Annotated in this window: 25 protein-coding genes and 1 pseudogene; 14 read left to right on the plus strand and 12 right to left on the minus strand. The window is 71.0% G+C overall.

Annotated elements, in window-relative coordinates; translation table 11 throughout:
- Positions 1-54 precede the first annotated feature (54 nt).
- Positions 55-501 carry a type II toxin-antitoxin system PemK/MazF family toxin gene (locus OHA64_RS06375; protein WP_405609167.1) on the plus strand — a complete coding sequence of 149 codons (447 nt, stop codon included), beginning with the start codon at positions 55-57 and terminating at the stop codon, positions 499-501.
- 129 nt (positions 502-630) lie between these two features.
- On the opposite strand, the gene OHA64_RS06380 is transcribed toward OHA64_RS06375, so the two are convergent.
- A complete protein-coding gene (locus OHA64_RS06380) occupies positions 631-1461 on the minus strand; it encodes a TIGR02452 family protein (protein WP_405609170.1) in 831 nt (276 codons plus the stop codon).
- 304 nt (positions 1462-1765) lie between these two features.
- On the opposite strand from OHA64_RS06380, the gene egtA reads away from it, so the two are divergent.
- Genes egtA through egtD form a run of 4 tightly spaced genes read left to right on the plus strand, consistent with a single transcriptional unit; the run spans position 1766 to position 6235 of the window.
- Entirely contained in the window at positions 1766-3103 is a 1338-nt protein-coding gene (gene egtA, locus OHA64_RS06385) for an ergothioneine biosynthesis glutamate--cysteine ligase EgtA (RefSeq protein WP_405609173.1), read from the plus strand.
- On the plus strand, positions 3100-4449 hold the full coding sequence (gene egtB / locus OHA64_RS06390) for an ergothioneine biosynthesis protein EgtB (RefSeq protein ID WP_405609176.1): 1350 nt from the start codon (positions 3100-3102) through the stop codon (positions 4447-4449). Before egtA ends, egtB begins: the two co-directional genes overlap by 4 nt.
- A complete protein-coding gene (egtC, locus tag OHA64_RS06395) occupies positions 4449-5276 on the plus strand; it encodes an ergothioneine biosynthesis protein EgtC (RefSeq protein WP_405609179.1) in 828 nt (275 codons plus the stop codon). Before egtB ends, egtC begins: the two co-directional genes overlap by 1 nt.
- A complete protein-coding gene (gene egtD, locus OHA64_RS06400; RefSeq protein WP_405609182.1) occupies positions 5273-6235 on the plus strand; it encodes an L-histidine N(alpha)-methyltransferase in 963 nt (320 codons plus the stop codon). The genes egtC and egtD overlap by 4 nt, the downstream gene beginning before the upstream one ends.
- A gap of 74 nt (positions 6236-6309) precedes the next feature.
- Here egtD and OHA64_RS06405 read toward each other — a convergent pair whose 3' ends face one another.
- Entirely contained in the window at positions 6310-7779 is a 1470-nt protein-coding gene (locus OHA64_RS06405; RefSeq protein WP_405609185.1) for a glycosyl hydrolase family 28-related protein, read from the minus strand.
- Between the two features lie 62 nt (positions 7780-7841).
- Between OHA64_RS06405 and OHA64_RS06410 the strand changes: the two genes are divergently transcribed.
- Positions 7842-8543 (plus strand): CDP-alcohol phosphatidyltransferase family protein, encoded by a 702-nt coding sequence (locus OHA64_RS06410; protein WP_405609188.1) that lies wholly within the window; start codon positions 7842-7844, stop codon positions 8541-8543.
- A 12-nt stretch (positions 8544-8555) separates the two neighbouring features.
- Here OHA64_RS06410 and OHA64_RS06415 read toward each other — a convergent pair.
- The 5 genes and pseudogenes from OHA64_RS06415 to OHA64_RS06435 form a co-directional block, all read right to left on the minus strand.
- Positions 8556-8972, minus strand: a pseudogene (locus OHA64_RS06415) (adenylyltransferase/cytidyltransferase family protein); the annotation flags it as partial.
- Positions 8973-8977: 5 nt separating this feature from the next.
- Positions 8978-10465, minus strand: a complete 1488-nt coding sequence (locus OHA64_RS06420) for a fibronectin type III domain-containing protein (protein ID WP_405609191.1) — start codon at positions 10463-10465, stop codon at positions 8978-8980.
- 142 nt (positions 10466-10607) lie between these two features.
- The gene (locus OHA64_RS06425) at positions 10608-12149 is read right to left on the minus strand and encodes a lipopolysaccharide biosynthesis protein (protein WP_405609194.1); all 1542 of its coding nucleotides are present in this window, start codon (positions 12147-12149) and stop codon (positions 10608-10610) included.
- The gene (locus OHA64_RS06430; RefSeq protein WP_405609197.1) at positions 12146-13726 is read right to left on the minus strand and encodes a hypothetical protein; all 1581 of its coding nucleotides are present in this window, start codon (positions 13724-13726) and stop codon (positions 12146-12148) included. The genes OHA64_RS06425 and OHA64_RS06430 overlap by 4 nt, the downstream gene beginning before the upstream one ends.
- Entirely contained in the window at positions 13723-15207 is a 1485-nt protein-coding gene (locus OHA64_RS06435) for a hypothetical protein (protein ID WP_405609200.1), read from the minus strand. The genes OHA64_RS06430 and OHA64_RS06435 overlap by 4 nt, the downstream gene beginning before the upstream one ends.
- Before the next feature lie 296 nt (positions 15208-15503).
- Between OHA64_RS06435 and OHA64_RS06440 the strand changes: the two genes are divergently transcribed.
- Both OHA64_RS06440 and OHA64_RS06445 read left to right on the plus strand, forming a co-directional pair.
- The gene (locus tag OHA64_RS06440) at positions 15504-16484 is read left to right on the plus strand and encodes an NAD-dependent epimerase/dehydratase family protein (protein WP_405609203.1); all 981 of its coding nucleotides are present in this window, start codon (positions 15504-15506) and stop codon (positions 16482-16484) included.
- A gap of 32 nt (positions 16485-16516) precedes the next feature.
- Positions 16517-17716, plus strand: a complete 1200-nt coding sequence (locus OHA64_RS06445; protein ID WP_405609206.1) for a glycosyltransferase family 4 protein — start codon at positions 16517-16519, stop codon at positions 17714-17716.
- A gap of 85 nt (positions 17717-17801) precedes the next feature.
- Here the strand turns inward: OHA64_RS06445 and OHA64_RS06450 are convergent, their stop codons facing one another.
- The 3 genes from OHA64_RS06450 to OHA64_RS06460 form a co-directional block, all read right to left on the minus strand.
- A complete protein-coding gene (locus OHA64_RS06450; RefSeq protein ID WP_405609209.1) occupies positions 17802-18929 on the minus strand; it encodes a glycosyltransferase in 1128 nt (375 codons plus the stop codon).
- Positions 18926-19552 (minus strand): putative colanic acid biosynthesis acetyltransferase, encoded by a 627-nt coding sequence (locus OHA64_RS06455; RefSeq protein WP_405623878.1) that lies wholly within the window; start codon positions 19550-19552, stop codon positions 18926-18928. Before OHA64_RS06455 ends, OHA64_RS06450 begins: the two co-directional genes overlap by 4 nt.
- A gap of 217 nt (positions 19553-19769) precedes the next feature.
- A complete protein-coding gene (locus tag OHA64_RS06460; protein ID WP_405609212.1) occupies positions 19770-21197 on the minus strand; it encodes a sugar transferase in 1428 nt (475 codons plus the stop codon).
- A gap of 164 nt (positions 21198-21361) precedes the next feature.
- On the opposite strand from OHA64_RS06460, the gene OHA64_RS06465 reads away from it, so the two are divergent.
- Both OHA64_RS06465 and OHA64_RS06470 read left to right on the plus strand, forming a co-directional pair.
- Positions 21362-21490: a hypothetical protein gene (locus tag OHA64_RS06465; protein WP_405609215.1), complete on the plus strand. Its 129-nt coding sequence runs from the start codon at positions 21362-21364 to the stop codon at positions 21488-21490.
- Between the two features lie 58 nt (positions 21491-21548).
- A complete protein-coding gene (locus OHA64_RS06470) occupies positions 21549-21764 on the plus strand; it encodes a dodecin (protein ID WP_405609218.1) in 216 nt (71 codons plus the stop codon).
- A gap of 24 nt (positions 21765-21788) precedes the next feature.
- Here the strand turns inward: OHA64_RS06470 and OHA64_RS06475 are convergent, their stop codons facing one another.
- A complete protein-coding gene (locus tag OHA64_RS06475) occupies positions 21789-22280 on the minus strand; it encodes a hypothetical protein (RefSeq protein WP_405609221.1) in 492 nt (163 codons plus the stop codon).
- Between the two features lie 43 nt (positions 22281-22323).
- Between OHA64_RS06475 and OHA64_RS06480 the strand changes: the two genes are divergently transcribed.
- From OHA64_RS06480 to rpmF, 3 genes are all read left to right on the plus strand, one after another.
- A complete protein-coding gene (locus OHA64_RS06480; protein ID WP_405609224.1) occupies positions 22324-22449 on the plus strand; it encodes a hypothetical protein in 126 nt (41 codons plus the stop codon).
- A 94-nt stretch (positions 22450-22543) separates the two neighbouring features.
- A complete protein-coding gene (locus OHA64_RS06485; RefSeq protein WP_405609227.1) occupies positions 22544-22948 on the plus strand; it encodes a (2Fe-2S) ferredoxin domain-containing protein in 405 nt (134 codons plus the stop codon).
- 101 nt (positions 22949-23049) lie between these two features.
- A complete protein-coding gene (rpmF, locus tag OHA64_RS06490) occupies positions 23050-23220 on the plus strand; it encodes a 50S ribosomal protein L32 (RefSeq protein WP_405609230.1) in 171 nt (56 codons plus the stop codon).
- 37 nt (positions 23221-23257) lie between these two features.
- Here the strand turns inward: rpmF and OHA64_RS06495 are convergent, their stop codons facing one another.
- Positions 23258-23989: a DNA polymerase beta superfamily protein gene (locus OHA64_RS06495; RefSeq protein WP_405609233.1), complete on the minus strand. Its 732-nt coding sequence runs from the start codon at positions 23987-23989 to the stop codon at positions 23258-23260.
- A 162-nt stretch (positions 23990-24151) separates the two neighbouring features.
- Here OHA64_RS06495 and OHA64_RS06500 point away from each other — a divergent pair, with 162 nt between their 5' ends.
- Complete coding sequence (locus OHA64_RS06500) at positions 24152-25150, plus strand: LLM class flavin-dependent oxidoreductase (protein WP_405609236.1); 999 nt, start codon at positions 24152-24154, stop codon at positions 25148-25150.
- Positions 25151-25244: the final 94 nt, after the last annotated feature.

Genomic DNA, 25244 nt, shown 5'->3' on the forward strand with positions numbered 1-25244 from the left:
GAGGGCGAGGGGCGCGTGCGACTGGTCCGGAGGCCTGGCTCTAACGTTGCCTCCGTGACTGCGTCTACCGATGAGAACGTCCCCGGCCGATTCGGCCCCACCGCCACCGTCGAGGCCGACCCCCGTGAGGTGGGCCGGGTGCGCACGGAGTACTCGCCCGCGCACGACGGGGACCCGGATCCCGGCGAGATCGTCTGGACCTGGGTCCCCTTCGAGGAGAACGACGGCCGGGGCAAGGACCGCCCCGTCCTCGTCGTCGCCCGCGAGCCCGGCGGCACCGTCCTCGCCGTCCAGCTGTCGAGCAAGCGGCACGACGGGGACCGGGAGTGGGTGCCGATCGGCAGCGGTCCCTGGGACCGGTCGGGGCGGGACTCGTGGGTCGCCGTGGACCGGGTCCTGCGGCTGCACGAGGACGGCATGCGCCGTGAGGCGTGCGCCCTGGACCGGATGCGGTTCAACCTGGTCCGCCACCGGCTCGGGGAACGCTACGGCTGGAGCTGACGGGGCCGACGCCCTACCGGCGCCGCTCCCCCGGCCGTGGCCACCTCGGCCACGCCCACCGGATGCCAGGTCACCGGCCGCAGCTGACACCCGGGACCAGCACCGACACCCCGTTCCGGCCCGCCGACATCACCCCTGTGGCCGAAGCCGACGCTCTGGAAACGCCCGTACGAACGCCTCTCGCACCACCGCGCCCTGCGTGCGGTCGAGGACGCCGAACACCACGTGCTCGAAGACCCCTGCGAACCGGCCGCCGGGGCCGAGCAGAGTCCGGAAGGCGCCCGCGACCCGCGCCGGGTCGTTGCGGAAAACGCCGCAGCCCCACGCACCCAGCACCAGTCGTCGGTAGCCGTGCGCGGCGGCGGTCTCCAGTACCCGTTCGGCACGGACCGCGAGGGCCCGCGGCAGCTCGGCCGCCCGCTCCGGTGCCGTCCGCAGCACCACGCCCGCGTTCGGCGCGGCCGCCGTCAGGAAACCGGCGGTGTACGGCTCGTCAAGGAGACGACCTCGGTCGTCACGGAAGACGGGCACGGCCGGCGCGTGGATGACCCGGTCCGTGTAGAACGGGTCACGGTGGGCGCGGTGATGGTCGTAGAACTCCCGGACCCCGACCAGGCAGGCGTACAGCGCCGAGGCCCGGCACAGGGCCTCCTCCTGGGCCTGGGCACCGTTGCGGAACCCGCCGCCGGGGTTCCGGGCCGAGGCGAAGTTCAGCACGGCCACAGGTCCGGCGATCCGGCGGGCCGCCTCCAGGCTGCTCTCGCCGGTGACCTCGACCAACGTGTCGGCCGACGGGAGCGACGGCACCGCAACCGGCCCCGGCCCGTGCATCCGCGTGGCGTCGCGGGCGGTGTCGACGGCCGCGGCCACGGACACCTCGTGCCCGGCCGGCGCGCGGTAGGCCCCCGCCGCCACGATCTGCTCGGTCTCCCGTGCGATGCCGCGCAGCCGCGCGCTCATGGCGCCACCCCCGTGCGCGCCATGACCGCGTGCCGCGCGGCATCCCCCGGCCTGGTCTCCCCCGTCGTGCCCATGCAGGCATCGTGAGCGATTCTGGTCATGCGGTGCAATGAGTTTTCCCGGCCCCGGGCCCATCCGGAAAACTCCTCGACAACATCCCGGAAACGGAGATCACCGGCCACGAGGACGACGATTTGCCCCCTTGTGCTGATCGGCGCGAGGGTCTTGGGTAGTACGGATGATGTCGGCCCGGCCCATCAGAAACCGGGTCGGCGGCATGGTGGAATCTCAGGAGGATCCCGACATGTCCGATTCGATAGGTGACTGTACGGAGGCCCGTACGGCAGTCACGGAACCCGAGGTGGAGGCCCTGGTCAAGGGCATCTGCTTCAAGACCGGCCCGCCCCGCACCGTCGGGGTCGAGGTGGAATGGCTCGTCCGGGAACTGCGCGACCCGCAGCTCCCCGTCACACCCGAACGACTCGAAGCGGCCTATGCCGCAGCACGTACCGTGCCCCTGAGGTCGGCGCTCACCGTGGAGCCCGGCGGCCAGCTGGAACTGAGCTCGCCGCCCGCCGCCTCCCTGATGGAGTGCATCGGTACCGTCTCCGCCGACCTGGCCGCCGTCCGCGCGGCCCTGGCCGCCGAGGGTCTCGGTCTCCTCGGCGTCGGCCAGGATCCCTGGCACCCTCCCCGCCGGTTCCTGCGCGAACCGCGCTATGACGCCATGGAGGCCTGTCTCGACCGCACCGGCCCGGCCGGCCGCGCCATGATGTGCACCTCGGCCTCCGTCCAGGTGTGCCTGGACGCCGGGTACGAGGAGCCGGGCCCGCTGGGGCTCGGGCGGCGCTGGTGGCTGGCACACCAGCTGGGCGCGGTGCTGGTGGCCGCGTTCGCCAACTCCCCCCTGGCCGGATCCGAGCCCACCGGTTGGCTCTCGACCCGGCAGCTGCTGTGGATGGAGATCGGCGCCGGCCGCGCGGGCGCGCCCACCCTGGACACAGACCCGCGGACGGCCTGGACCCGGCACGTCCTGGACGCCCCGGTGATGTGCGTACGACAGGACGAAGGCCCGTGGGCCGTGCCCCAGGGCCTGACGTTCCGGGAGTGGACCCACTCGCGGGAGCCGAGGCCGCCGACCCGGGAGGACCTCGACTATCACGTCACGACGCTGTTCCCGCCGATCAGGCCGCGCGGTCACCTGGAACTGCGCATGATCGACGCGCAGCCCGGGGACGACGGGTGGATCGTGCCGCTCGCCGTCACGACGGCCCTGTTCGACGACCCGGAGGCCGCCGAGACCGTGTACCGGATCGTGAAGCCGCTGGCCGAACGGGGCGGACCGCTGCCCGCGCCGCACAACCCGCTGTGGATCGACGCGGCCCGGCAGGGCCTGAGAGACCCGGAGCTGCACGAGGCGGCGGTGGCGTGCTTCGCGGCGGCCCTGGGGGCCCTGCCCCGGCTCGGCGCCACCCGCGAGGTGACGGACGCCGTCGCGGCCTACCGGGACCGCCATGTCGTCCCGGGCCGCTGTCCCGCCGAGGACCTGCTCGACAGCCTGCGCGGCACCGACCTCTCCGGATCCCGGCTTCCCTCGGCCGGAGAGATCCCCACCACTCACGGGAAGGACATCCGCACATGACCGACGCCGCCATCGACACCGATGCCGCCGACTCCGCCTCCGTTCTCGATGCCGAGGCGTTCCGCGACCGGGCGCTGAACACCCTCGTCACCGCGAGGGACCGCACCACACTCCTCACCAGCTGCGTGGAGGGGCCCGACCTGACCGCCCAGCACTCGCCGCTCATGTCGCCGCTCGTGTGGGACCTCGCCCACATCGGCAACCAGGAGGAGCAGTGGCTGCTGCGGACCGTCGCGGGACAGGAGGCGATACGGCCCGAGATCGACAGCATCTACGACGCCTTCGAGCACCCGCGTTCCGAACGCCCCACCCTGCCCCTGCTGGCGCCCGCGGAGGCCCGCGGCTACGCGGCGGACGTCCGAGGCCGGGTGCTGGACGTGCTGGAGCGCGCCGCGTTCCACGGCACTCGGCTGACGGAGGCCGGCTTCGCCTTCGGGATGATCGCGCAGCACGAACAGCAGCACGACGAGACGATGCTGATCACCCATCAGCTCCGTAAGGGCCCGCAGGCCCTGACCGCCCCCGACCCGGACCCGGTACCGCTGTTCACCGGTCCGGCCGAAGTCCTCGTCCCCGGTGGCCCGTTCACGATGGGCACCTCGACCGAGCCGTGGGCCCTGGACAACGAACGCCCCGCGCACCGGCGTGAGGTGGCGCCGTTCCACATCGACACCACCCCGGTGACCAACGCCGCGTACCAGGCGTTCATCGAGGACGGCGGCTACGACGACGAGCGCTGGTGGGAACCGGCGGGCTGGGCGCACATCCGCCGGAACTCCATCCACGCCCCGCTGTACTGGCACCGGGACGGAAAGCAGTGGCTGCGGCGCCGCTTCGGTGTCACCGAGGTCGTGCCGCCCGACGAGCCCGTGCTGCACGTGTGCTGGTACGAGTCCGACGCGTACGCCCGCTGGGCCGGACGCCGGCTGCCCACCGAGGCCGAGTGGGAGAGGGCGGCCCGCCACGACCCCGCCGGCGACCGTTCGGCCCGCTACCCGTGGGGCGACGCCGACCCGGCGCCCGAGCACGCCAACCTGGGACAGCGGCATCTGCGCCCGGCGCCGGCCGGGAGCTATCCGGAGGGCGAATCCCCCCTCGGTGTGCGGCAGTTGATCGGTGACGTGTGGGAGTGGACGTCGAGCGACTTCCTGCCGTATCCGGGGTTCCAGGCGTTTCCGTACAAGGAGTACTCGGAGGTCTTCTTCGGCCCGGACCACAAGGTGCTGCGCGGCGGTTCGTTCGCCGTGGACGCGGTGGCCTGCCGGGGAACGTTCCGCAACTGGGACTATCCGATCCGGCGGCAGATCTTCTCCGGGTTCCGCACCGCCCGCTCCGGGGCCGTCTGATGTGCCGTCACCTGGCCTGGCTGGGCCCGACGGAACCGGTCGGTCACGTCCTGATCGATCCGCCGCACAGTCTGTACCGGCAGTCGTGGGCGCCCCGGCGGCAGCGGTACGGGACGGTCAACGCCGATGGTTTCGGCGTCGGTTGGTACGCCGACGGCGATCCCGTGCCGGCCCGCTACCGCCGCGCCGGGCCCATCTGGGCGGACCAGTCGCTCGCCGACCTGGCCCGGGTCGTGCGCTCGGGGGCGGTGCTCGCTGCCGTACGGGACGCGACCCTGGCGGGCGCGGACGCGGAGGCCGCGGCGGCGCCGTTCGCCGCGGGGCCCTGGCTCTTCAGCCACAACGGCGCGGTCGCCGGCTGGCCGGGGTCGCTGGCGCCACTCGTGGCGAGCCTGCCCCCCGCCGAGGTGCTGTCGCTGGAGGCGCGCAACGACTCCGCGTTCGTGTGGGCCCTGGCCCTTGCTCGGCTGCGAGGAGGCGACACGGAGGGCCAGGCCCTCGCCGACACGGTCCTGGAGGTCGCCGCGGCGGCCCCCGCCTCCCGGCTCAACCTGTTGCTGACCAACGGGGAGACGATCACCGCGACCGCCTGGGGCGACACCCTCTGGTACCTCTCGGAGCCCGGCCGTCGCACCGTCGTGGCCTCCGAACCGTACGACGACGACCCGCACTGGCGGGAGGTCCCCGACCGCACCCTGCTCGCGGCGAGCCGCACGGAGGTGCTGCTCACCCCGCTCAAGGACCCGGGCGACGACCTGGCGCCCTCCCCCACGCCCGGTCCCGCCCGGGCGGGGGAATCCCCATCCCCGAAGGAGCCCAGCACGTGAGTCCGTTCCTTCTCACCCGCACCCTGCCCGAGGACGCCACCGAGGCCGCCCTGCGCGCCGACGTCCTCCGAGGCCTGACCGACTCCCCCAAGGCACTGCCGCCCAAGTGGTTCTACGACGCCCGCGGCAGCGACCTGTTCGAGCAGATCACCGAGCTCCCCGAGTACTACCCGACGCGCGCCGAACGGGAGATCCTTATCGCCCGCTCCGGCGAGATCGCGGCGGCGACCGGCGCCCGCACCCTGGTCGAACTGGGATCGGGCTCCTCGGAGAAGACGCGGCATCTGATCGAAGCGCTCACGGACCTGCACACGTACGTCCCCGTCGACGTCAGTGAGAGCGCGCTCACCCAGGCCGGGCACGCGCTCATCGCCGAGCGCCCCGCTCTGCACGTCCACGCGCTCATCGCCGACTTCACCGCGCGGCTGGCCCTGCCCGAGACCCCGGGTCCCCGCCTGGTGGCCTTCCTCGGCGGCACGATCGGCAATCTGCTCCCGGCCGAGCGGGCCGCGTTCCTGTCCTCCGTCCGCGCGCTGCTCTCCCCGGGGGATGCCCTGTTGCTCGGCACGGACCTGGTCAAGGACGAGCAGGTTCTGGTGCGGGCGTACGACGACGCGGCCGGGGTGACGGCCGCGTTCAACAAGAACGTCCTGACCGTCGTCAATCGCGAGCTGGGCGCCGACTTCGATGCCGGGGCCTTCGACCATGTGGCCCTGTGGGACGCCGAGAACGACTGGATCGAGATGCGGCTGCGGTCCCGAACGGCCCAGACGGTGAAGGTCCCCGCGCTCGATCTCGCCGTCGACTTCGAGGACGGCGAGGAACTGCGCACGGAGATCTCGGCGAAGTTCCGGGAGGGCGGAGTCCGCACCGAACTGGCCCGATCCGGGCTGGAGTTGACGCACTGGTGGACCGACCGGGAGGACCGTTTCGCGCTGTCGCTGAGCGTGGCGCGCTGATCGCGGGGCTCACCGCGGGCCGGCGTCCGGCACCTGTGTGCCGACGCCGGCCCTGGTGAGTTCCTGCTGTGCGATCACCTGCCCGCCACTGACGGGGCGGTTTCACCGACAGGTGGCGGCGGACTCGCGGGCACGGCCGGGCCGGTGGGCGCGGCCTCCGCGGGTGCTTCCGGGCCGGTGGGCGCGGACTCCGCCGGTACGTCCGGGCCAGTGGGCGCGGACTCCGCGGGCGTACCGTCGGCGGACCCGTCCAGGCAGTCGACGAAACTGACGAGTTCGGGCTGATCGGCACCTTCGAAAACCACGAACTCGCTCTCCGGATGACTGCGGAGCAGACACATGTCGTAGCGGGCGACGGTCGGGAGGGGGCCCTGCTGAGCGGTCGTCCGGTACTCGTGGCGGCCCACCAACTGGCAGGAGTCGTAGCGGATCAGCGGTCCTCGCGGCCCCACCGTGTAGCGGTGCGGACGTACTTCGGCCGCGTAGTCCTTGAAGGCGAGTCCGGTGTCGTCGCAGTCGCTGAAGTGGATCGTTCCGCTCTTCCACGTGCTGTCGATGATCCGCACGTCCGGGTTGCGCACCTCGAACCGGATGTCCTCCGCGTGGAACCGCTGCACCGAGTCGTGGTGCTGGGCGACGGGGAAGCGGAAGAACGTACTGGTGGTGCCGTACTCCTCGGTGCTCTGGGGGCGGGTGCCGGTGATGATGTACGAGCCACCCCGACAGGAGATCGATCCTCCGTAGGGGAACTCGAGGAAGTTGCCCCACCCGTACTCGACCTTCATGTCGTTGAACCAGTAGTTGAGGAACTGGTCCTGGTCGTTGGGGTCGGACTGCTTGCGCCCCGTGAGACCCGAGTACAGGAAGGCCCGGCGGTAGCTGCCACCGACCCGGCACGCCTCCCACAGCATCTCCGAGTTGGTGTCCGTGCCGTCCAGGGCGAACCCGAACTCCCACTCCCCCATCCACTCGCACTCCGAGAACCGGTAGTCCTGCGCCTGCCCGGTGGAGAACGAGCTGAAGAAGGAGGCGCCCGGCGTGGCCGAGCGGAACTGCATGCGCTCGAAGGAGAGATTGGCCCAGATGTTCTCGTTGCGGCACATGTAGGAGCCCGGGCCGACGTCCGGACGGAACACCAGGGTGGTCATGCGCTTGCCCGCACCGGAGAAGCGCAGCCCGTTGGTCGGCTGCGTCGGAGCGACACCGTTCATCAGCGCGTACGGACGGGTGATGAGGAACTCCCCGGCCGGAATCTCGATCACCGTGCGCCCGACCCCGCGAAGAACCCGGTCGGCCGCGAGCTGGTAGGCGCGTTCGAACGCCCAACTGTCGTCGGCCCGTCCGTCGCCCACCGCTCCGAGGTCGGCCACATTGACCACGAACGTCCTGAGACCGGTGAAGGGACGGCCCAGCCCGGGGCCGACCGGGGCCACGGAACCGTCCCCCGGGCCTACGGCGGCGGACGCGCTGTGGCCTGTCAGGGCCGTCGCGGCCAGCACCGAGGCTCCGCCACGCAGAATCTGCCGACGGCTGACACGAGGCATCCAGCCTGCCCTTTCTGCCATAATCGCCTTCTTTCCAGCAATTTCTCCAGCTAAGGAGGAAAGTGTCCGAATTTGCCGAGGTACTGAGACAACTGTCAACGGCGCAGAAGCCCTCGAAGGGGGCATCGCTCTACACCCTGTTCGTCAATCGTCCGGCCGGCCGTGTACTGGCTGCCGTGGCCTACCGAGTGGGCGCGACGCCCAATCAGCTGACCGTTCTGGGCGCCCTGTTCACCTTTCCGGCCCTGGCGGCGGTCGCCCTGCTCCCGCCCGGACCGACGATGGCCGTCTGCGTCGGCGCGGCTCTGGCAGTGGGGTTCGCCCTGGACGCGGCGGACGGTCAGCTCGCGCGCGGCCAGCGCTCGGGGAGCCCGTCCGGCGAATGGCTCGATCACGTCCTGGACTGCATCAAGATCGTCGCCCTCCACCTGGTGGTACTGGTGTCGTTCTACCGTTTCTTCTCCTTGCCCAGCCCGGCCTTCCTGCTGGCACCGATGGTGTTCCAGCTGGCGGCCGTGGTGATCTTCTTCGGCGGGATCCTGACGGAGAAACTCAAGCTGCGGACACCGGGCCGAGGCCAGGCCGGGTCGACGGCGGGATTGCGGTCCGTGCTGCTCCTGCCGGTCGACTACGGCCTGACCTGCATCAGCTTCCTATTCCTGGGGAGTCAGCACGTCTTCCTTTCGGTGTACTGCGCGCTGCTGCTGGCCCATGTCCTGTTCATGGCCGTCTTTCTGGTCAAGTGGTTCCGCGAGTTGAGCTGAGCGGATCTCCGGCGGCTCGTGCCCGGACAGCATTTTCAGGGCGCCGCTCAGCAGGGTGCTGGAGGTGTGCCTGGTGTACGGGAAATAGACGACTTCGACGCCCACCTTCGCGAAACGGCGCTCGAACTCTTCCCACTTGGGTGTTCCCCGCCAGTCGTCGCCCTTGAAGATGACGTGGAAACCGACCCGTTTCCAAGTGTTCAGCTTGTCGACCTCCGACTCCACGACGGCCTCGTCGACGTAGCGAACACTGCGGACGATGTCCAGGCGCTCGGCGAGCGGGATGACCGGAACCTTGCCCTTCAAGCGCACGGTCAGGTCGTCGGTGGTCACTCCCGCGACGAGCCGGTCGCAGCGCTGGCGGGCCTCGCGCAGGATGTTGAGGTGTCCGATGTGGAACAGGTCGTAGACGCCGGGTGCGAATCCGATGCGTGTCACGGTCGGCCACCCGCCGTTCTCGAGGGGGCCTTCGGCGGCGCGGTCACGGTCAGGGCGGCGGACTTGCGCGAGGTGTTCGTCCCGTCCGTCACCTCGATCGTGTACCGGTGGCGCGAGCCGGCCTTCACGGAGTCCGTGTAGCGCATCTGCGGGCGGTCCCAGTAGGTGGAGGACTCCGTCTGGCGTGCCACGAGCTTGCCGTCCCGGTAGATCTTGTAGGTCAGCGACGCGTCGTCACGGTCCCACGAGGCGCGCCAGGCGATGGTGACCTTGCCGGCCTCGGTGGCTGCGAGCGAGAGGGCGGGAACCTTCGGCGCTCCGGTGTCACGACTTCCGAAGCGGGTGATGCCCTGCTGCGGCTTCTCGTTGACCTGGGTGAACTCGCCGCCCACCCACAGGACCCCTTGCGCGACCGCCAGGGCGCGGGGCCCCACGTGCTCGCCGAGTCCGTCGTTGGTGTCGGGGAACCAGTGCAGGATCCTCCGGTCCGCCATCGACTGGGCCAGCAGGTGCTGCCGGTCCCCCCTGTCGGGGAACCCGCCGGGCGTCTCGGCGCAGTCGTGCGCGTGTGAGGCGCTGTAGAGGACGCCCTGGAAGGGCACGAGGGCCTGGGTGGCGCCTCGGCAGGTGTCCTTCCACACCATGGTGCCGTTGGTGAGACGGCCCGCGATGCGGCCGTCGAAGATGCCCGGCCCGTGGCCCTCGGCGCCCACGTAGAAACGAGTGGTGTCACGCGCGATCGCCTTCACCGACGACTGGGGTGGGAACCAGCCCGGGTAGGACAGCAGCGTCGAGCCGCTGGTGGCGTTGAGGGTGACCAGCGCGCGGTCGTTCTTGCCGTTGGCCGACTCGAAGTCGCCGCCGACGAAGACCCTGCCGTGCGAGGCCGCGGCCGACAGGGCGCGCACCGGGTGGTCGAGATCCGCCTTGAAGGGCAGCAGGGAGCCCTTGGGGGCGAAGGCGGCGACGCGATTCCTGACCTGACCGCTGACGCGGCCGAAATCGCCTCCGAGGTATACCGCGCTGTCCGTCGTGTCGATGGCCCGGACGGTGGCGGAGACAGAGGGGTGGAAGTCCTTGCTCAGTGAGCAGTCGGCGGTCTTGAGGGCGACCACGTTCGCCGCCCGGGTGGATCCGACGGTGTTGAAGGAACCGCCCACGTACAGCGTCCGGCCGTCGGGCGAGGCCTTCATGGCCCGCACGGTGTGGTTCAGGCCGGTGAACGACGGCGCACAGGGCAGCAGTTTGCCGGTCGTGGCGTCGAACGCGGCGAAGTTGGTGCGCTTCACCGTCCGTTGGCCGGGCGCGGCACCCGGCGGGCGGACGGTGCCGAAGGTTCCTCCGACATAGACGACGCCGTTCGCCGAAGCCAGCGACCAGACGATGCCGTCCGTCTGCCAGGTGCTCAGCGGATCGGCTGCGAGCGGACCGGAGCCGTCGGCGGCCGCGGCGAGGGAGGCGTCGAGCAGGGCTGCGGTGCACACGAGGGTTGTGACGGCAGCCCTCGTGACCGACTTGGTACGGAGCTTTTTCAGGCGCAATGGACACCCCGGATGGCAGTGGCGTGAGTGGAACGAAGGAAGTGACGCCGGCTGAGTGGGCCCGGACGGTCGACCGTGTCCGGTCTCATGCGGCGCGACGGCGCAGCACTCCGACCAGCTCGCTCACCCTCAGCGACGTCCGATATCGCCACAAAGTAATAGCAAATACACACATTCCCAAAGCCATTCCCACGGCGAGTCCTGATGGCGTGTCACCTTCCAGCGCGCGGCAGGCCGCCAGCACGACCGAGACGGCCAGCCCGAGTCCGAGGGCGTTCACATAGCCGCCGTCCACGGACGTGAAGCCGAGGCGCAGCCGGATGAGCGCGGCCGCCGCGAGGTTCTCCACGATGACGGCCGCGCCCCAGGACACGGCGGCGCCGAGCACGCCCCAGGCCGGTACGGCGAAGACGCCGACGGTCAGCTGGACCGTGCACGCCGCGCCGGTGACGGCCAGATGCCAGGAGCTCTTGCCGGCCATGAGGAGCACGGTCTGGGCGTTGCCGACCGCGACGTTGACCATCGAGGCGACGCACAACACCGTCAGGGCGGGCGCACCGTGGACGAACTCCGGTCCGAAGACCGACAGCACGGTCCGGGGGAACCCCGTGACGAGGACGAACAGGGGCCAGGAGAAGAGCACGATCCAGCAGGTCGAGACGCGGTGCAGCTCGTGCGCCTCGCGGACCTTGTCGACCGCGAGCAGACGGCTGAGCTCCGGTGCGACGGCGAGCCGGACGGCGAGCTGGATGAGGGTGCCCGCGGTGACGACGCGGCCGATGGCGGTGTACACGCCCGCCTCGTCGGCCGTGGCCAGGACCGACAGCAGGATGACGCCGATCCAGGCCGCGCTGATGTCGAAGACGGAGGAGACAGCGCGAGGCGCGGAGAAGCCCCAGAAGGTCCGCCAGGGCAGTGACCCGCTTCCCGTGGGGTACGTCGTTCCGTGGCCGGCGCGGCAGCGGCGCAGGGCGATCCAGGCGGCCACGGAGCCGGCCAGAGTGGGCAGCAGCCAAGCCGAGGCCAGGGACAGCAGTCCGGGCGCGTAGCAGGCCACGGGGACGGCGATCAGCACGCGCAGGACCGGTTTGCCGATCTGCTCCACGCCGACGAACGGCACCACCGTCCCATAGCCCCGGGCCGCGCCGAGCAGGATCGCGCCCACGGTGGCGGCGGGCAGGAAGAGTCCGAAGAGCCGGACCAGGGCAACGGCGTCCGCGGGGGGCAGCTGAGGGAGGAGCGTGGTGGCCACCGAGGGGAACAGGATCAGGGGCACGGCGGCCGCGGTGGCGACGACGGCCGCCGGAAGGACGGCCATGCGAAGCAGCGCGCCCACCGAGCGGCCGTCGTCGACGGCGAGGTCGCGCGGGACGAAGCGGACAAGCCCGGTATCGGCACCGAGCTTGCAGGCGTTGCTGAGAATGGTGAACAGGGCGACGCCCGTGAAGATCGCTCCCGCCCCGCTCGCTCCGACGCCACGGGTGATCAGACCGACGAGAAGAAAGGAGAAGGCGGCGTTCGCGACGGAACCCGCCATCCCCCACCACCCGCCCCGGGCGGCCACGGCCACCGCGCTCGGGGCGGTGGCCTCGGCGCGGCGGCGAGCGGTCGCTTCGGGTGCGGTCATCGACGCGATGCCGTCAACAGGTCGTCCTGCAGGGGGAGATCCATGGACGATGCGTCGACGTGCGACGGGCGACGGTGCTTGGGACGGCGGAACAGGGCGCGGAGGCGACGGCGCGGGCGCCCGGCGTCGAGCACCGCCCCGAGGAGGCGTCCGCCGGCACAGCCGATCAGTTCCTGCACCTGCCTGAGGTCGTCCCGCCGGGTCCCGTCGAGGCCGGCGACCACGAGGATGCCGTCGACGCGCTGAGCGACCGCCAGGGCGTCGGCGTGCGCGAGGAAGGGCCCCGAGACGACGACTGTGGACGAGTTGGTTTCGGAGGCCGTCCCGTCGGCCTCGGAGGCGGTCGTCCGGGTGAACGGCCCGGCGCCGCCGCTCGACGCGAAGGCGAACCGACCGGCGGCGCCGGCGTCGACGAAGACGCCGCCGTCGGTGGGGTACCCCTCCCCCGTGGCGGAGGCTCCGTACGGAACCAACGGCAGCCGGGCGGCAAGGCCGGAGGTGTCGGGAGCGCCGTCCACCAGCCGCACATCGCCCCCCTCCTCCACGAGGGCCGCGGCCAGGTTGGCCGCGACCTCCTCGGCGGCGCCGCCCTTCCGGGGGGCCACGACGAGTAGCTGGCCGGGGCCGGAGACGCCGCCGATCTGCCGCAGCCGGAAGGCCAGGGCCTTGTACGCCTCCGTGCGAGGACTGTCCGTGTGACCGACCGTCAGCAGATTGTCGTCGCCCCCGTCGTCGGAGGGCAGGATGCCGAGCACCGGCGCGCGCAGGGCGGCACGTACCTCGCCGACCGACCGGACCCGGGTGTCCAGGGCGGAGCGCACCCAGGCCAGCACGATGCCGAGGAGGAGACCGCACGCCAGCCCGAGGGCGAGCAACGTGCGCAGGCCCGGCCCCACCGGCAGGGCGGGGGCCTGGGCCGCGCGGACGATGTCACCACCGTCGGTGTCGCGGGACCTGATGTCGAGGACGCGTTTTTGCAGGTTGTAGAGCTGGTTCTGCGCGGCGGGCTTGGCGGTCGCACGCTCCAGCTGGTCCTGGGCCAGCCGCTGGTTCAGCACGGCGATCTGCTGCTCCAGGGCGCGGGTGGCCCGCTGCACGGTGGCGTTGTTACGGATCTTGCGGTCGGCGAGATAGGCCTGGGCGAAGGCGTTGGCGCCACGCGCCGCGCGCTGGGGCGCACGGGCGGTGAACTCGAAGCGGAGCACCTGGGACTTGTTCGGGTTGGAGACCCGTACCCGGACCCCGAGCGTGCCGGCCTGGTGGTCGGGCCGGCCCAGGAGGCGCGCCGCCTGGTGGGCGACGGCCGCGCTGCCCGCGATCCGCTGCTCGGTGCTCATGCTGACCTGGTTGTCGGCGGAGACGCCGACCGCCCCGAAGGGATCGGTGGTGGAGCGCACGAGGACTTCGCTGGTGGCCGTGTAGGTGTGGGCTCGCTGCACGGACAGAGCCAGCCCGCCGAGCAGTCCCAGAAGGATGCCCAGCGTGATGAGGACACGATGGCGCAGGAGCCGGCGCAGTTGGTCGCGTAGCTGGTCCGGCTCGTCGTACCGGTCGTCGAATGGAGTGGGGCCGGTCACGGGTGCCCTCCTGTTCCGGAGATCGATGCATGACGGATGGGTCCGGTCGGCACCGCCGATGAGGGGAACCGGGATGCCCTGCCGGTAGGGGTGCTGATGAGCAGCGGGATGGTCACCAGCAGCGTCAGCGGGCCCGCGATGCCTAGCAGGCTGCCGCGCAGGAAGACCATCTGGTAGAAGGCGAAGGCCGGGACCAACAGCGCCGCCAGGGTGCCCGGCCGGTCCCGGAGCCGGTGGTGTACGTCGTCCATACGCCGTCCGGCGGCGCCGAACAGGCAGAACACGACGCCCACCGCCCACGGGCCGGCCCACAGGTAACTCTCGATCCACAGGGGTGCGGAAAGGTTGAGGAACTCGTATCCCGCGTACTCGGCGAGGGTGATGCCGGTGTCGTCCGGCTTCTCCGGCCACATCGAGCGCGGCACCATGAACAGCGGGGGGCCGAGCGCGTCCTGGGGGGAGTATCCGTATTCCCGCGCGTAGTCGAGGCCGGTCTGCACCTGCTGGAACGCGTCGTAGTCCCCGTTGTCGGTGAACTGGTCGGCGAGCGAGACGACGGTGACGTCCTCCCGGTCGCTGTAGCGGAAGTAGTCGCTGTACGGGAAGACGAGCAGGAGCGCCGCGATGAGACCGGCCGCCGCGACGCGGAAGACGCGGGGCCGGCACAACCGGGGCATGGTGAACAGCAGGGTGAGCAGGATCGTGCCGACCCAGAACCTCGGCTTGCTGATGGGGTTGTTGACGACGATGTTCAGCGCGAGGAGCACCGGCAGCAGCAGCCACCGGACACCGCGCAGCCACCGGTCGCCGCCGGGCAGGCGCGGCACCCGCAGCAGCCCCAGCAGCGCCCAGAACGCGGGCACCGACAGCGACCAGCTGAGCAACACCTGCAGGAAGGCGTCTTCCGCGTTGTCCGCGGCGCCGACCTTGATGATGGCCTGGCGACTGGTGAAGTACGCGCCCAGTCGGCCGGGCTGGCCCGAGATCAACAGCACCGCGAGCACGAGGGCGAGACCGCAGAGTGCCAGCAGGCGCCAGGGCGCGAGACGACGGGCGAGCAGTCGTTCCATGAGTCCCGGCGCGGTGGGGGTCTTGCTGGTGCGCCCCCGACGGCCGGCGAGGGCCGCTCCGGCGCTGTACGCGACGAGTCCGAGTTCGACGACTGCCACCGCCCCGAAGGTCGTCACCTCAGTGGTCCGATAGGGCCATGGGTACGTGTCAGTGGCGAGCATCGTGAGGGGCGCGAGGCCGAGCCAGATGTAGGCGAAGACCCAGAAGCCGAAAGCGACGAACCGCACCGTGGTCGCGGAGAGCACCCGGGCGAGCGCACCACCGGTGTGCGCCACGACGACACCTTGCAGAGCGAGTGCGGCCGATACGTGCAGGCCGTGCGACTGGAGGATCAGCCCCGGTAGCAAGACGGTCAGCACCACGGCCCAGACAGAGACCGCAGCCACACTGCGGACGCGCGCGTCCTGCATCCCGACCTCTCTGCCGAACGAGTATTCAGGCTGAATCTTCACTGAAAGATATATAGCGTCTTTAATTCGCAAATCATCCCAGGCGCGCATGAATCACCCTCTTCGACGTGGTCATACCCGGACAGAGTCATCGGGTGATCTTGCATATCGGGCGGCGTGCCTTTTACCTCAAATCATGACAAATCTGCATAGCTTATCGCGCAGGTCTCCGCGCAGCCGGTGCCGGAACGGCGTCACACGCGGCGGTGGACCGGCTGACCGCACATCAGATCTCCGGATTCCCAGAGGAGTTGCGCATGAGCAAGCAGGTCGACGTCGTCGTCGCCGGAGGCGGGGGATTCATCGGTGGGCACCTGGTGGGCGACCTGCTTGCCCAGGGACTGACCGTCCGCTCCATCGACATCAAGCCGCGGCACGAGTGGTACCAGGTCCACCAGGACGCCGAGAACGTGATCGCCGACCTGTCGCTCCCCGACAGTGCTCGTGAGGGGGTCCGGGGCGCCCGGCAGGTGTACATGCTGGCCGCGGACATGGGGGGCATGGGGTTCATCGAGAACAACAAGGCCGCGTGCATGATGTCGGTGCTGACCAGCACCCACATGCTCAAGGAGGCGCACGAGGCCGGCGTGGAGCGCTACTTCTACTCCTCCTCCGCGTGCGTGTATGCCGCCGACAAGCAGACCGACCCGAACGTCACCGCCCTCAGGGAGGAGGACGCCTATCCGGCGCAACCGGAGGACGGCTACGGCTGGGAGAAGCTCTTCTCCGAGCGCATGTGCCGCCACTACGCCGAGGACTACGGGTTCGTCACCCGCGTCGCGCGGTACCACAACGTGTACGGTCCGCACGGCACCTGGACCGGCGGCCGGGAGAAGGCTCCGGCCGCGGTGTGCCGGAAGGTGGCCGAGGCGGTCTTCTCGGGTGACCACCAGATCGAGATCTGGGGTGACGGGGAGCAGAGCCGCTCCTTCATGTACATCGACGACTGCCTCCACGGCAGCCAGATGATCATGGCCGGGGACAGTGGCGTACCGGTCAACCTCGGATCGTCGGAGCTGGTGACCATCAACCAGCTCGTCGACCTCGTCGAGCAGATCGCGGGCATCCGCTGCAAGCGCAGCTACCGGCTCGATGCCCCGCAGGGGGTGCGCGGACGCAACTCGGACAACGCCCTGATCCGTGAGATCCACGGCTGGGAACCCTCGATCTCCCTGGCCGACGGTCTGGAGAGGACCTACGCCTGGGTCTACGACCAGGTCAAGCGCTCCCACCAGTGACACCCGACCGAGTATCAGGACACAGAGAACCGATGAGGATCCTCGTCCACGACTACAGCGGCCACCCGTTCCAGGCCCAACTGAGCCGGGAACTGGCGCGACGTGGCCACGATGTCGTCCACTCGACCTGTACGGCGTACGTCTCCGGCAAGGGCAACCTCGCCTCCGACGTCCCCGGCCTCCGTTTCGTCACCATCGGGGACAGCACCGCGCTGCGGAAGGAGGCCTACTTCCACCGGCTCCGCCAGGAGACGCTGCTGGGCCTCGAACTCGCCCGCCAGGTGCGGCGCGAGAGGCCCGATGTGGCGCTGCTGTCCAACCTGCCCATTCCGGTGCTGGTCGTGGCGGCGGCCGTGCTGCGGCGGCTGTGCATCCCGTGGGTGCTGTGGCACCAGGACGTGACCGCCGTCGCGCTGAAGAGCTTCGCCGCCGCCGACGTCGCGAAGTCGATGGGCGTCGCCGCCAGGGTCTTCGGGGCGGGCGAGAAGTGGTCGACGCGCCGGGCATCGGCCATCGTGGTGATCGCCGAGTCCTTCGTGCGGATCCACCGGGAGTGGGGCACCTCCGACAAGGTCACCGTCATTCCCAACTGGGCGCCGCTGGACGAGATCGTCCCGGTGGCCCGGGCCAACGCCTGGTCGGACGAGCAGGGCCTGAGCGGCGTACGGACCCTGCTGTACTCCGGCACCCTGGGCCTGAAGCACAACCCGGTGCTGCTGGTGCGGTTGGCCGAGCGGTTGCGTGACCGCGGTACTGCGGTACGTCTCGTCGTCGTCAACGACGGCCCGGCCGTGCCCGTCCTCAGGGAGGCCGCGGCCACCCGCGGCGTCGAGCTGACGCTGCTGCCCTTCCAGCCCTACGAGCGACTGCCCGAGGTGCTGGGCTCGGGCGATCTCCTCGTCGTTCTCCTGGCGGCGGACGCGGGGGAGTTCTCGGTCCCGTCCAAGACCCTGTCCTATCTGTGCGCCGGACGCCCCGTCCTCGGGCTGATGCCCGCCGACAACCTGGCCTCGCAGCTGCTCCATCAGGCCGGGTCGGCTGTCTTCCCGCCGGAGGAGTCCTCACTCGACGACGCCTCCGCCTGGGTCCAGCAGATCCTTTCCGACCCGGCGCGGGCCGAGTCGCTGGGCAAGGAGAGCCGTGCCCTGGCCGAGCGGGAGTTCGCCCTGGAGGACTGTGCCTCCCGCTTCGAGGACATCCTGCGGGCGGTGAGCCGGGCCCCCGCGCGCTGAGGGAGTGCGTTCGTGTGGGTGCCGGCCACCTCGGGCTCGCCGTCGATCGGGCGGGTCCGGGGTGGCCGGCACCCTCAGCGCCCCGTCACCCGTGTCCAGGTCGGTCCCGGTAGATGTTCTCCAGCTGATCCACGACCGCGCGGATGGAGAAGACCTCGTCGATCGCGCGGCGGCCGGCCTCGGCAAGCCTGAGGCGCAGCGCCTCGTCGACGAGCAGGGCGGACACCCCGTCGGCCATGGCCTCCGGGCTCCCGTCGGTGACCAGTGCGGCTTGTCGGCGGGCGAGTTCGGCAGCGATGCCGCTGCTGTCCGTGCAGACGACCGGTGTTCCCTCGGCCAGTGCCTCCAGGACCGTCATCGGGAACGGCTCGTGCACGCTCGGAAGGACGTACACGGTGGCTCTCCGGTAGGCCTCCAGCGCCGCGGAGTGCGCCAGCGCGCCGCCGTAGGAGACCACATCGGTCAGCCCGCGGTCCGCGATGAGCCGGTTCACCGCCGGGAGGGACCCCTCGTCCGCTCCGTAGAGCGTGAACCGCGCCTCGGGGATCTCCTTGTGGACCAGGGCCGCCATCTCGACGAACGCCTCGGGGCGTTTGCGCGGGTGCAGCCGGGCGAGGAAGATCACTTCGTGGTCGTCCCTCGGCCGGGTGCCCGGCCCGTCACCGGCCGTGCGCAGACCGTTGGGCAGTGACACCAGCGGTGGCCCGTCCGGGCCCAGCACCTCGGTCAGGGCCCGCCGCTCGCGCTCGGTGAGCACCAGGCAGCAGCGTGCGCGGCGCAGCAGAGGAACGTACAGACGATCGAAGACACGCGCGACGACACCGGTACGGGGCTCGACCATGCCGTGCGTCTGGGTGACGAAGTCCTTGCGCCGCAACCGGGCGACGGCGAGCGCGGCGAGCGAGACCAGGTCCCGGCCCGCATGGAGGTGGACGACGTCGGCGCGCCCCATGGCCCGCCACAGGTCACGCACCAGCAGGGGATGCATGAGTCCGAGACATCCCCGGCCCGGGACGAAGCGCCACGCCGGGCGGGAGACGAAACCGACGGCCCCGATGCGCCGCGAAGCCCGTGTCCGGCCTCGCCACAGCGACACCAGCGTCACGTCGTGACCGCGTTCGGCGCACTCCTCCAGTTGGGCGACGGCGACGCTCGTCGGGCCGCCGAAGGCCCCGTCGTCGCTGACCAGCGTGACCACATGGACCAGTCTCATGCCCTGTCCCCCTTCGCGGACGCGGACGAAGCCGTGGCCGGCGTACCGCGCACGGTCAGGACGGAGCCCGGTGCGAGGTCCTGGTGGGCGACGGCGCCCGCGCCGACCACCGCGCCCCGGCCGACGGTGACGCCGCGCAGCACGACCGCGCGGGCCGCGACCCAGCTGCCCGGCTCCAGCCGGATGGGGCCGTTGTCGAACTCGAACGTGGCGCACCGACGAAGATGGCTGCCGGTGCACAGCAGCGCGCTCTGCGATACGCAGCAGTCGCTGCCGATCGTGACCGGTTCGAGGTTGAGGATCCAGGCGTCCTCGCCGACCCACACGTCGTCGCCGACGTCGAGCTTCCACGGCCAGTGGATCCGCACCCCTCGCCGGATCAGTACCCGCTGTCCGACGCGGGCGCCGAAGGCGCGCAACAGGACCGGCCGCAGGCGGGCCGGGAACCACCACTTGACGAAGAACAGATGGAGAGCGGCGAACCAGGCCGCCTGCACCAGCAGGGGGCGCCCCTTGTCGTACCCGGCACCGGTGAAGCCCCGAAGGGTTCGCGCCACGACGGGTCGGTGCGTCGTCTCCCCTACGGCGTCATCCGGGTGCGGGGCGACTGCGGGGTGTGCCACAGCGGGCTGTTCGGCTGTGGTCTGTGCGGCTGCGGTCTGTGCCATGACGGTGTCCCTTCCCGGGGCCCAAGACGTCCACGTCCGGGATCCTTCACGTCCCCGGGGACGGATCACCCGCGATCACTGCGTGTTGGCGGCAGACCTGCCCGGATGGAGGATCTACGCCGAGGGGCGTGCCGTCCGGCCGACGGCACGCCCCTCGGGGACACCTCCGCACTCAGTAGGCTCCTTGACCGTCCAGGACCGCGCGTACGGTGCGGACCATGACGTTCATGTCGCCGGCCAGCGACCAGTTGTCGACGTAGCGCAGGTCGAGCGCGACGGTTTCCCGCCAGGACAGATCCGACCGTCCGCTCACCTGCCACAACCCGGTCAGGCCCGGTTTGACGTTGAGCCGGCGCATCTCCATCCCGTTGTACTTGACGACCTCCTCGGGCACCGGGGGGCGTGGGCCGACCAGGGACATGTGGCCGAACAGGATGTTGAACAGCTGGGGCAGTTCGTCCAGCGAGAAGCGGCGCAGGACGCGCCCCACGGGGGTGACCCGAGGGTCCCGGCGCATCTTGAACATGTGCCCGTCGTTCTCGTTCTGCGCCTCCAGCCCGCTCTTGAGCCGGTCCGCGTCGACCACCATCGTGCGGAACTTCCACATGGCGAACGGCGTCATGTTCCAGCCGACCCGGGTCTGGCGGTAGAGAGCGGGGCCTGGTGAGCCGAGCCGGACCGCCAGCGCCAACCCGAGCAGCAGCGGCGAGAGCATGACGATCAACACCAGGGCGCACACCCGGTCCACCGCGGACTTCGCCAGCGTGTGCACACCGCGTTGCGGCGGCGGTGCGATGTGCAGCAGGGTGAGACCGGCCGCCGAGGTCAGCTGCACCCGTCGACGTGCCACGTCGACGATGCCGGGCAGCACCATGAGCGAGCGGCCCCTGTCGTGCAGCATCCAGGACAGCCGGCGCACCCGCTCGCCGGACATGTACCGACCCGGAGCCACGAAGACCAGGTCGGCCGCCAGTTCGTCGGCAGCCCCGAGCACGGCCGTGGCGTCCTCCTCGGGCGTCTCGGGCTCCTCGCAGGGCAGCCGCACGCACACCGGAACCCCGGAGCGCACGTCACCCTCGCCCACCGGGCAGGATCCGACGATCACGTACTCGTGGTCGGTGCGCTGGGCCAGCTGCTCGACCACGGCGTCCACCGTCGTGGGCTCACCCACGACGACCACGTGGCGCAGTGCGCGGGCTTCCCGGCGCGCTGCCAGCAGATGACGGTGAATCATCTTCTGGCAGACGCCCGTGAGGACCAGTGCGGGGATCAGTGCCGTGAACGCCTCGGCCGGCACGCTGTTCAGTCCGCAGACCACACGGAGCGTCGCCAGGGCGCCGACCAGGACCAGCCAGTCCCGTACGACGGCCCTCAGACCGCCATTGTCGCCCCAGGCCAAGGACGTGTACCGCTTGCTCATCACTCCGATCAGCGGCCACAGCAGGGCCGCGGCGGCCGCCAGGCGCAACGGGTGGGGTTCGTGGACCTCCACGATCGCCGCCCCGACCGGCAGGGCCGCGGCAAGCAGGTCCACACACACCGAGAAGGGGCAGTACCAACGTGCCCGGGTCTCCGCACGGTAGACGGGGCGGCGCGCCATGGAAACTGGCGCCTGCCGGGACATCGCGATTTTGAACCGCCGCATGGTCGCCTCTCGACCCCCAATCACAGATCACGGGCGCACCGCGTGCACGACAGTCGCGCGCGGTCACGCCCTTCGATGTGATTCTTATATCATTAGATGGGTAGCAATATCGTACTTTTATGCCGCTCGACGTGTGGCTATCCGCATCACCGCAGGACGAGATCTCCCGCCCGGACGAGGAGGCCGCGGACACGGCAAGGCAGGCCGACGCCTCGCGCTCCACCACGGTTTGGGGCACGGTGGACTGAGGCGCGCAGACGCGCCCGACACAGGTGACGCCGCCGTCACCGCGGAGAGGAGCCCCGCATGTCGAACCACACGTATCGGGTCACGGAGATCGTCGGCACCTCGCCCGACGGCGTCGACCAGGCCGTCCGCAACGGCATCGCTCGTGCGTCACAGACCCTCCGCAACCTCGACTGGTTCGAGATCACCCAGGTACGGGGCCAGATCGAGGACGGGCAGGTGGCGCACTGGCAGGTCGGCCTGAAGGTCGGTTTCCGGCTGGACGAGTCGGACTGACGCCGCCCGCGTACCGACGGCGCCTCAGGTCCGCCCCTCCCGCTCCTGCGCCACCTTGAGCTCCGCGGACTGGGCCGCCCAGCGTGCTCGTACGACCCGGAAGCCCGCCCGTTCGGCGTCCTCACACACCAGCTCGTCGTCGTCCACGAGCACCCGGACCTCCCGGGTGGCGGCGAGCCGGCGGAGAATCTCCAGCTTGGTGCGCCGGGCGGGCCTGCGGTCGTTGTCGCGCCGCATGTACACGCGCCCTTCGGGCAGGCCCTGTGCGGCGAGCCAGGCCAGCGTGTCGCGCCGACAGCGCTCGGGCCGTCCGGTGAGGTAGACGACCTCGCACTCCCGAGCGCTCTCCAGGGCCAGCGCGACGCCCTCGGCGATCGGCGGATCCTGCGGCGCGGCGCCGAAGAAGCCGTCCCAGTCGCGCGGCTTTCGCTCCAGGAACCGCTGCCGGTGGGCCGTGTCGGCAAGGGTGTTGTCCAGGTCGAACACGGCGAGCGGAAGACTGCGGCTGTCGGTCACGGGTTCCACCCTAGACACCCCGGCGACGGCTTCAAGCTCGGTGGTGGCAGCCGGGTCGCCCACGGTGGCCCACGCCCCGCGAAACAGCGTGTCGTCCAAGAGCACGGCGCCCGGCGTCACGGACAACGGCGACGCGGGCACACTCGCCCTGACCCGCAACTCCACGTAGGGCAAAGGGCGTACGGGCCTCGATGCCGACATGTCAGGCGGCGGTGGGCACCCCGGCATCACCGCGTGATCACCGCAGGCCGCATGCTTCTCCCATGCCTTCGACGCCCCGAACGCCACTGACCGGCTCCGCCTCCTGCACGCTCGTCGTCTGCCGGGGCTGCTGCTGCGGCAACGCCCGCAAGCAGCCCGGCACCGACCCGGCCTGGCAACTGGAGCTGCTGCGGGCCGGCGCGGCCGAACACGGCTTCCGGGTCCGTACGACCGACTGCCTGGGCCCCTGCGACCAGGCCAACGTGATCGTGGTCCGCCCGTCGGCGGCCGGACGCCGGGCCGGCGGGCGGGCCGTGTGGATCGGGTTCGTCATCGACGACGACAGCACCGAGGAGGTCGTCCGGTGGGCGGCGGCCGGCGGCCCAGGTGTCGCCGAGCCGCCGCTCACGCTGGAGATGCAGTTCATCCGGCCACCCCGGGACGCGCGCGTCCGGTCCCGGCGTTGAGAATCCTCCAGTTGAGGAACCTCCTACCGGGAAGCCACCAATTGTTAATGGGATCCATTTTCATGTAGCGTCTCGGTGCTCACCCACCGAGGAGGTTCGTCATGGCTGTCCCCAAGCGGAAGATGTCCCGCAGCAACACCCGCCACCGCCGCGCGCAGTGGAAGGCCACCACGCCCGCACTGGCGCCCGTCACGATCGAGGGCGTCCGTCACCTCGTACCGCAGAACCTGGTCAGGGCGTACGAGCGCGGGCTGCTGCGGCCCGAGGGCTGAGCCGGAGGGCGGCCGATCCGATCCCCGCCCGGCGCACCTACTGCGCCGACGGGGCCTGCGAGCACGAGCACGAGGTGGCGGCCTCAGTGGGGTAGAAGTGGCGGCGGACCCGGCGCAGCCACGCCTGAGCCGGCGCCTCGTCGGGCTCCTGCGGCAGCACGCTACGGGTCTCGTCGAAGGCGGACTCGTAGCGGCGGAGCAGGGGCAGCGCGGCCGACGGGTCGGCGGCCACCCGGTCACCGAAGGCGTGGTACTCCTCGGGGTCCTCGACGCGGATCTCCAGCCGGCCGGTGGTGTACAGCTCCAGACCCTGGTGGCACAGCCGCTTCAGGTGCCGGGCGTGCTTCGCCGTACGCCTCCGCGAATCCGCCGGGAACGAGCCGTCGCCGCGGTTCTCCAGCCGGCGGAACTGCTGGGTGGCGTAACCGAGATAGGCGTCCCGGACGCGCTTCGCGCACAGGAACGACGTACGGATGCCGATGAGTTCCTCGCCCAGCGGGGTCCGAAGCTCGTACAGCTCGTCCGGGAGCCACACCAGCTCCATCACGGTCGGGTTGCCGCCGAGGGCGAGCCGGCACCACTTCGCGGCCTCGTGCAGGGTGCGGTCCGGTGCCGTGGTGACGTGGGACTCCTTCGGGCCGCGCAGACCGTGCAGGTCGGTGGTGGGCGCGGCGAAGAGGCCGAGGCGGTCGACATCGGAGCCGGCGTGGGCGAGTCCGTACGCGGTGGAGCCGACGACGCCGGACAGCAGGACGTTCGGGACGGTCACGGTCGGCCGCCTTCCTTGGGTGTGACGAGATGGACGTGCGGCCGCCGCGGAGGGTGTGTCCCATTGTGCTGACCAGCGATGTCACGGTCACCCGGTTTTCCTGGGCCCCGTCGGGTCGGCGGCGGACGGGAATGCCTCCGCCCGCCACGCGTTGAACCCCGTGTGAGCTCCGTGATCGCCGCCACCCGTTTCTCCGTCCTCGACCGTTCCCGGACCCGACAGGGCCATACGAACGCCGAGGCACTGCGCGACACCGTGCGCATGGCACGGGAGCTGGAGGCGCTGGGCTACCACCGGTTCTGGGTGTCGGAGCACCACGGGGTGCCCGGGGTCGCCGGGTCCGCGCCGACCGTGCTGGCCGCCGCGGTGGCCGCCGCGACCGAGCGGATCCGGGTCGGCACCGGCGGGGTGATGCTGCCCAACCACCAACCCCTGGTGGTGGCCGAGCAGTTCGGAGTGCTGGAGTCCCTCTTCCCCGGGCGGATCGACATGGGGCTCGGCCGTTCCGTGGGCTTCACGGACGGGGTCCGCAGGGCGCTGGGGCGCGACAAGGACGTGGCCGACGATTTCGCGGCCCAGCTCGACGACCTGCTCGGCTGGTTCCTGGGCACGTCCCCCACGGGCGTGCACGCGCGCCCCGCCGAGGGGCTGACCGTGCCGCCGTTCGTCCTGGCCATGGGCGAGGGCGCGACGATCGCGGCCCGCGCCGGGCTGCCCATGGTCATCGGCGACCTGCGCGACCGCGAGAAGATGCGGCGCGGCATCGACCAGTACCGCACGCGGTTTCGCCCCTCGCCCTGGGCGCGGGAGCCGTACGTCGTCATCTCGGGCACCATCGCGGTGTCCGCCACGCCCGAGGAGGCCCGGCGGCTGCTGATCCCCGAGGCCTGGTCGATGGCGTACTCGCGCACCCGCGGCACCTTCCCGCCGCTGCCGCCCGCCGAGAGCGTCGAGGCACTGACGATGACCGGGAAGGAGCGCGGCTTCTACGAGTCCGGGCTGACCGGGCACATCGCCGGCACCGAGGAGCAGGTCGCGCACGAGCTGGAGACGGTGCTGAAGGAGACGGGAGCCCAGGAGGTCCTGGTAACCACCAGCGGCTACGACCGCGCGGCCCTGCTGGACTCCTATCGGCGGCTGGCCCGGATCACCGCCGGCTGAGCACTGGAACGTCCATGCCGCCCGGGTCGCCCTGCCTCGCACGCGGGCGGCCCCTCGCACCGCGCCGCCCGCCGGGCGACCGGCCACTGGTTCG

Source organism: Streptomyces sp. NBC_00076, assembly GCF_045041235.1.
Taxonomy (GTDB): Bacteria; Actinomycetota; Actinomycetes; order Streptomycetales; family Streptomycetaceae; genus Streptomyces.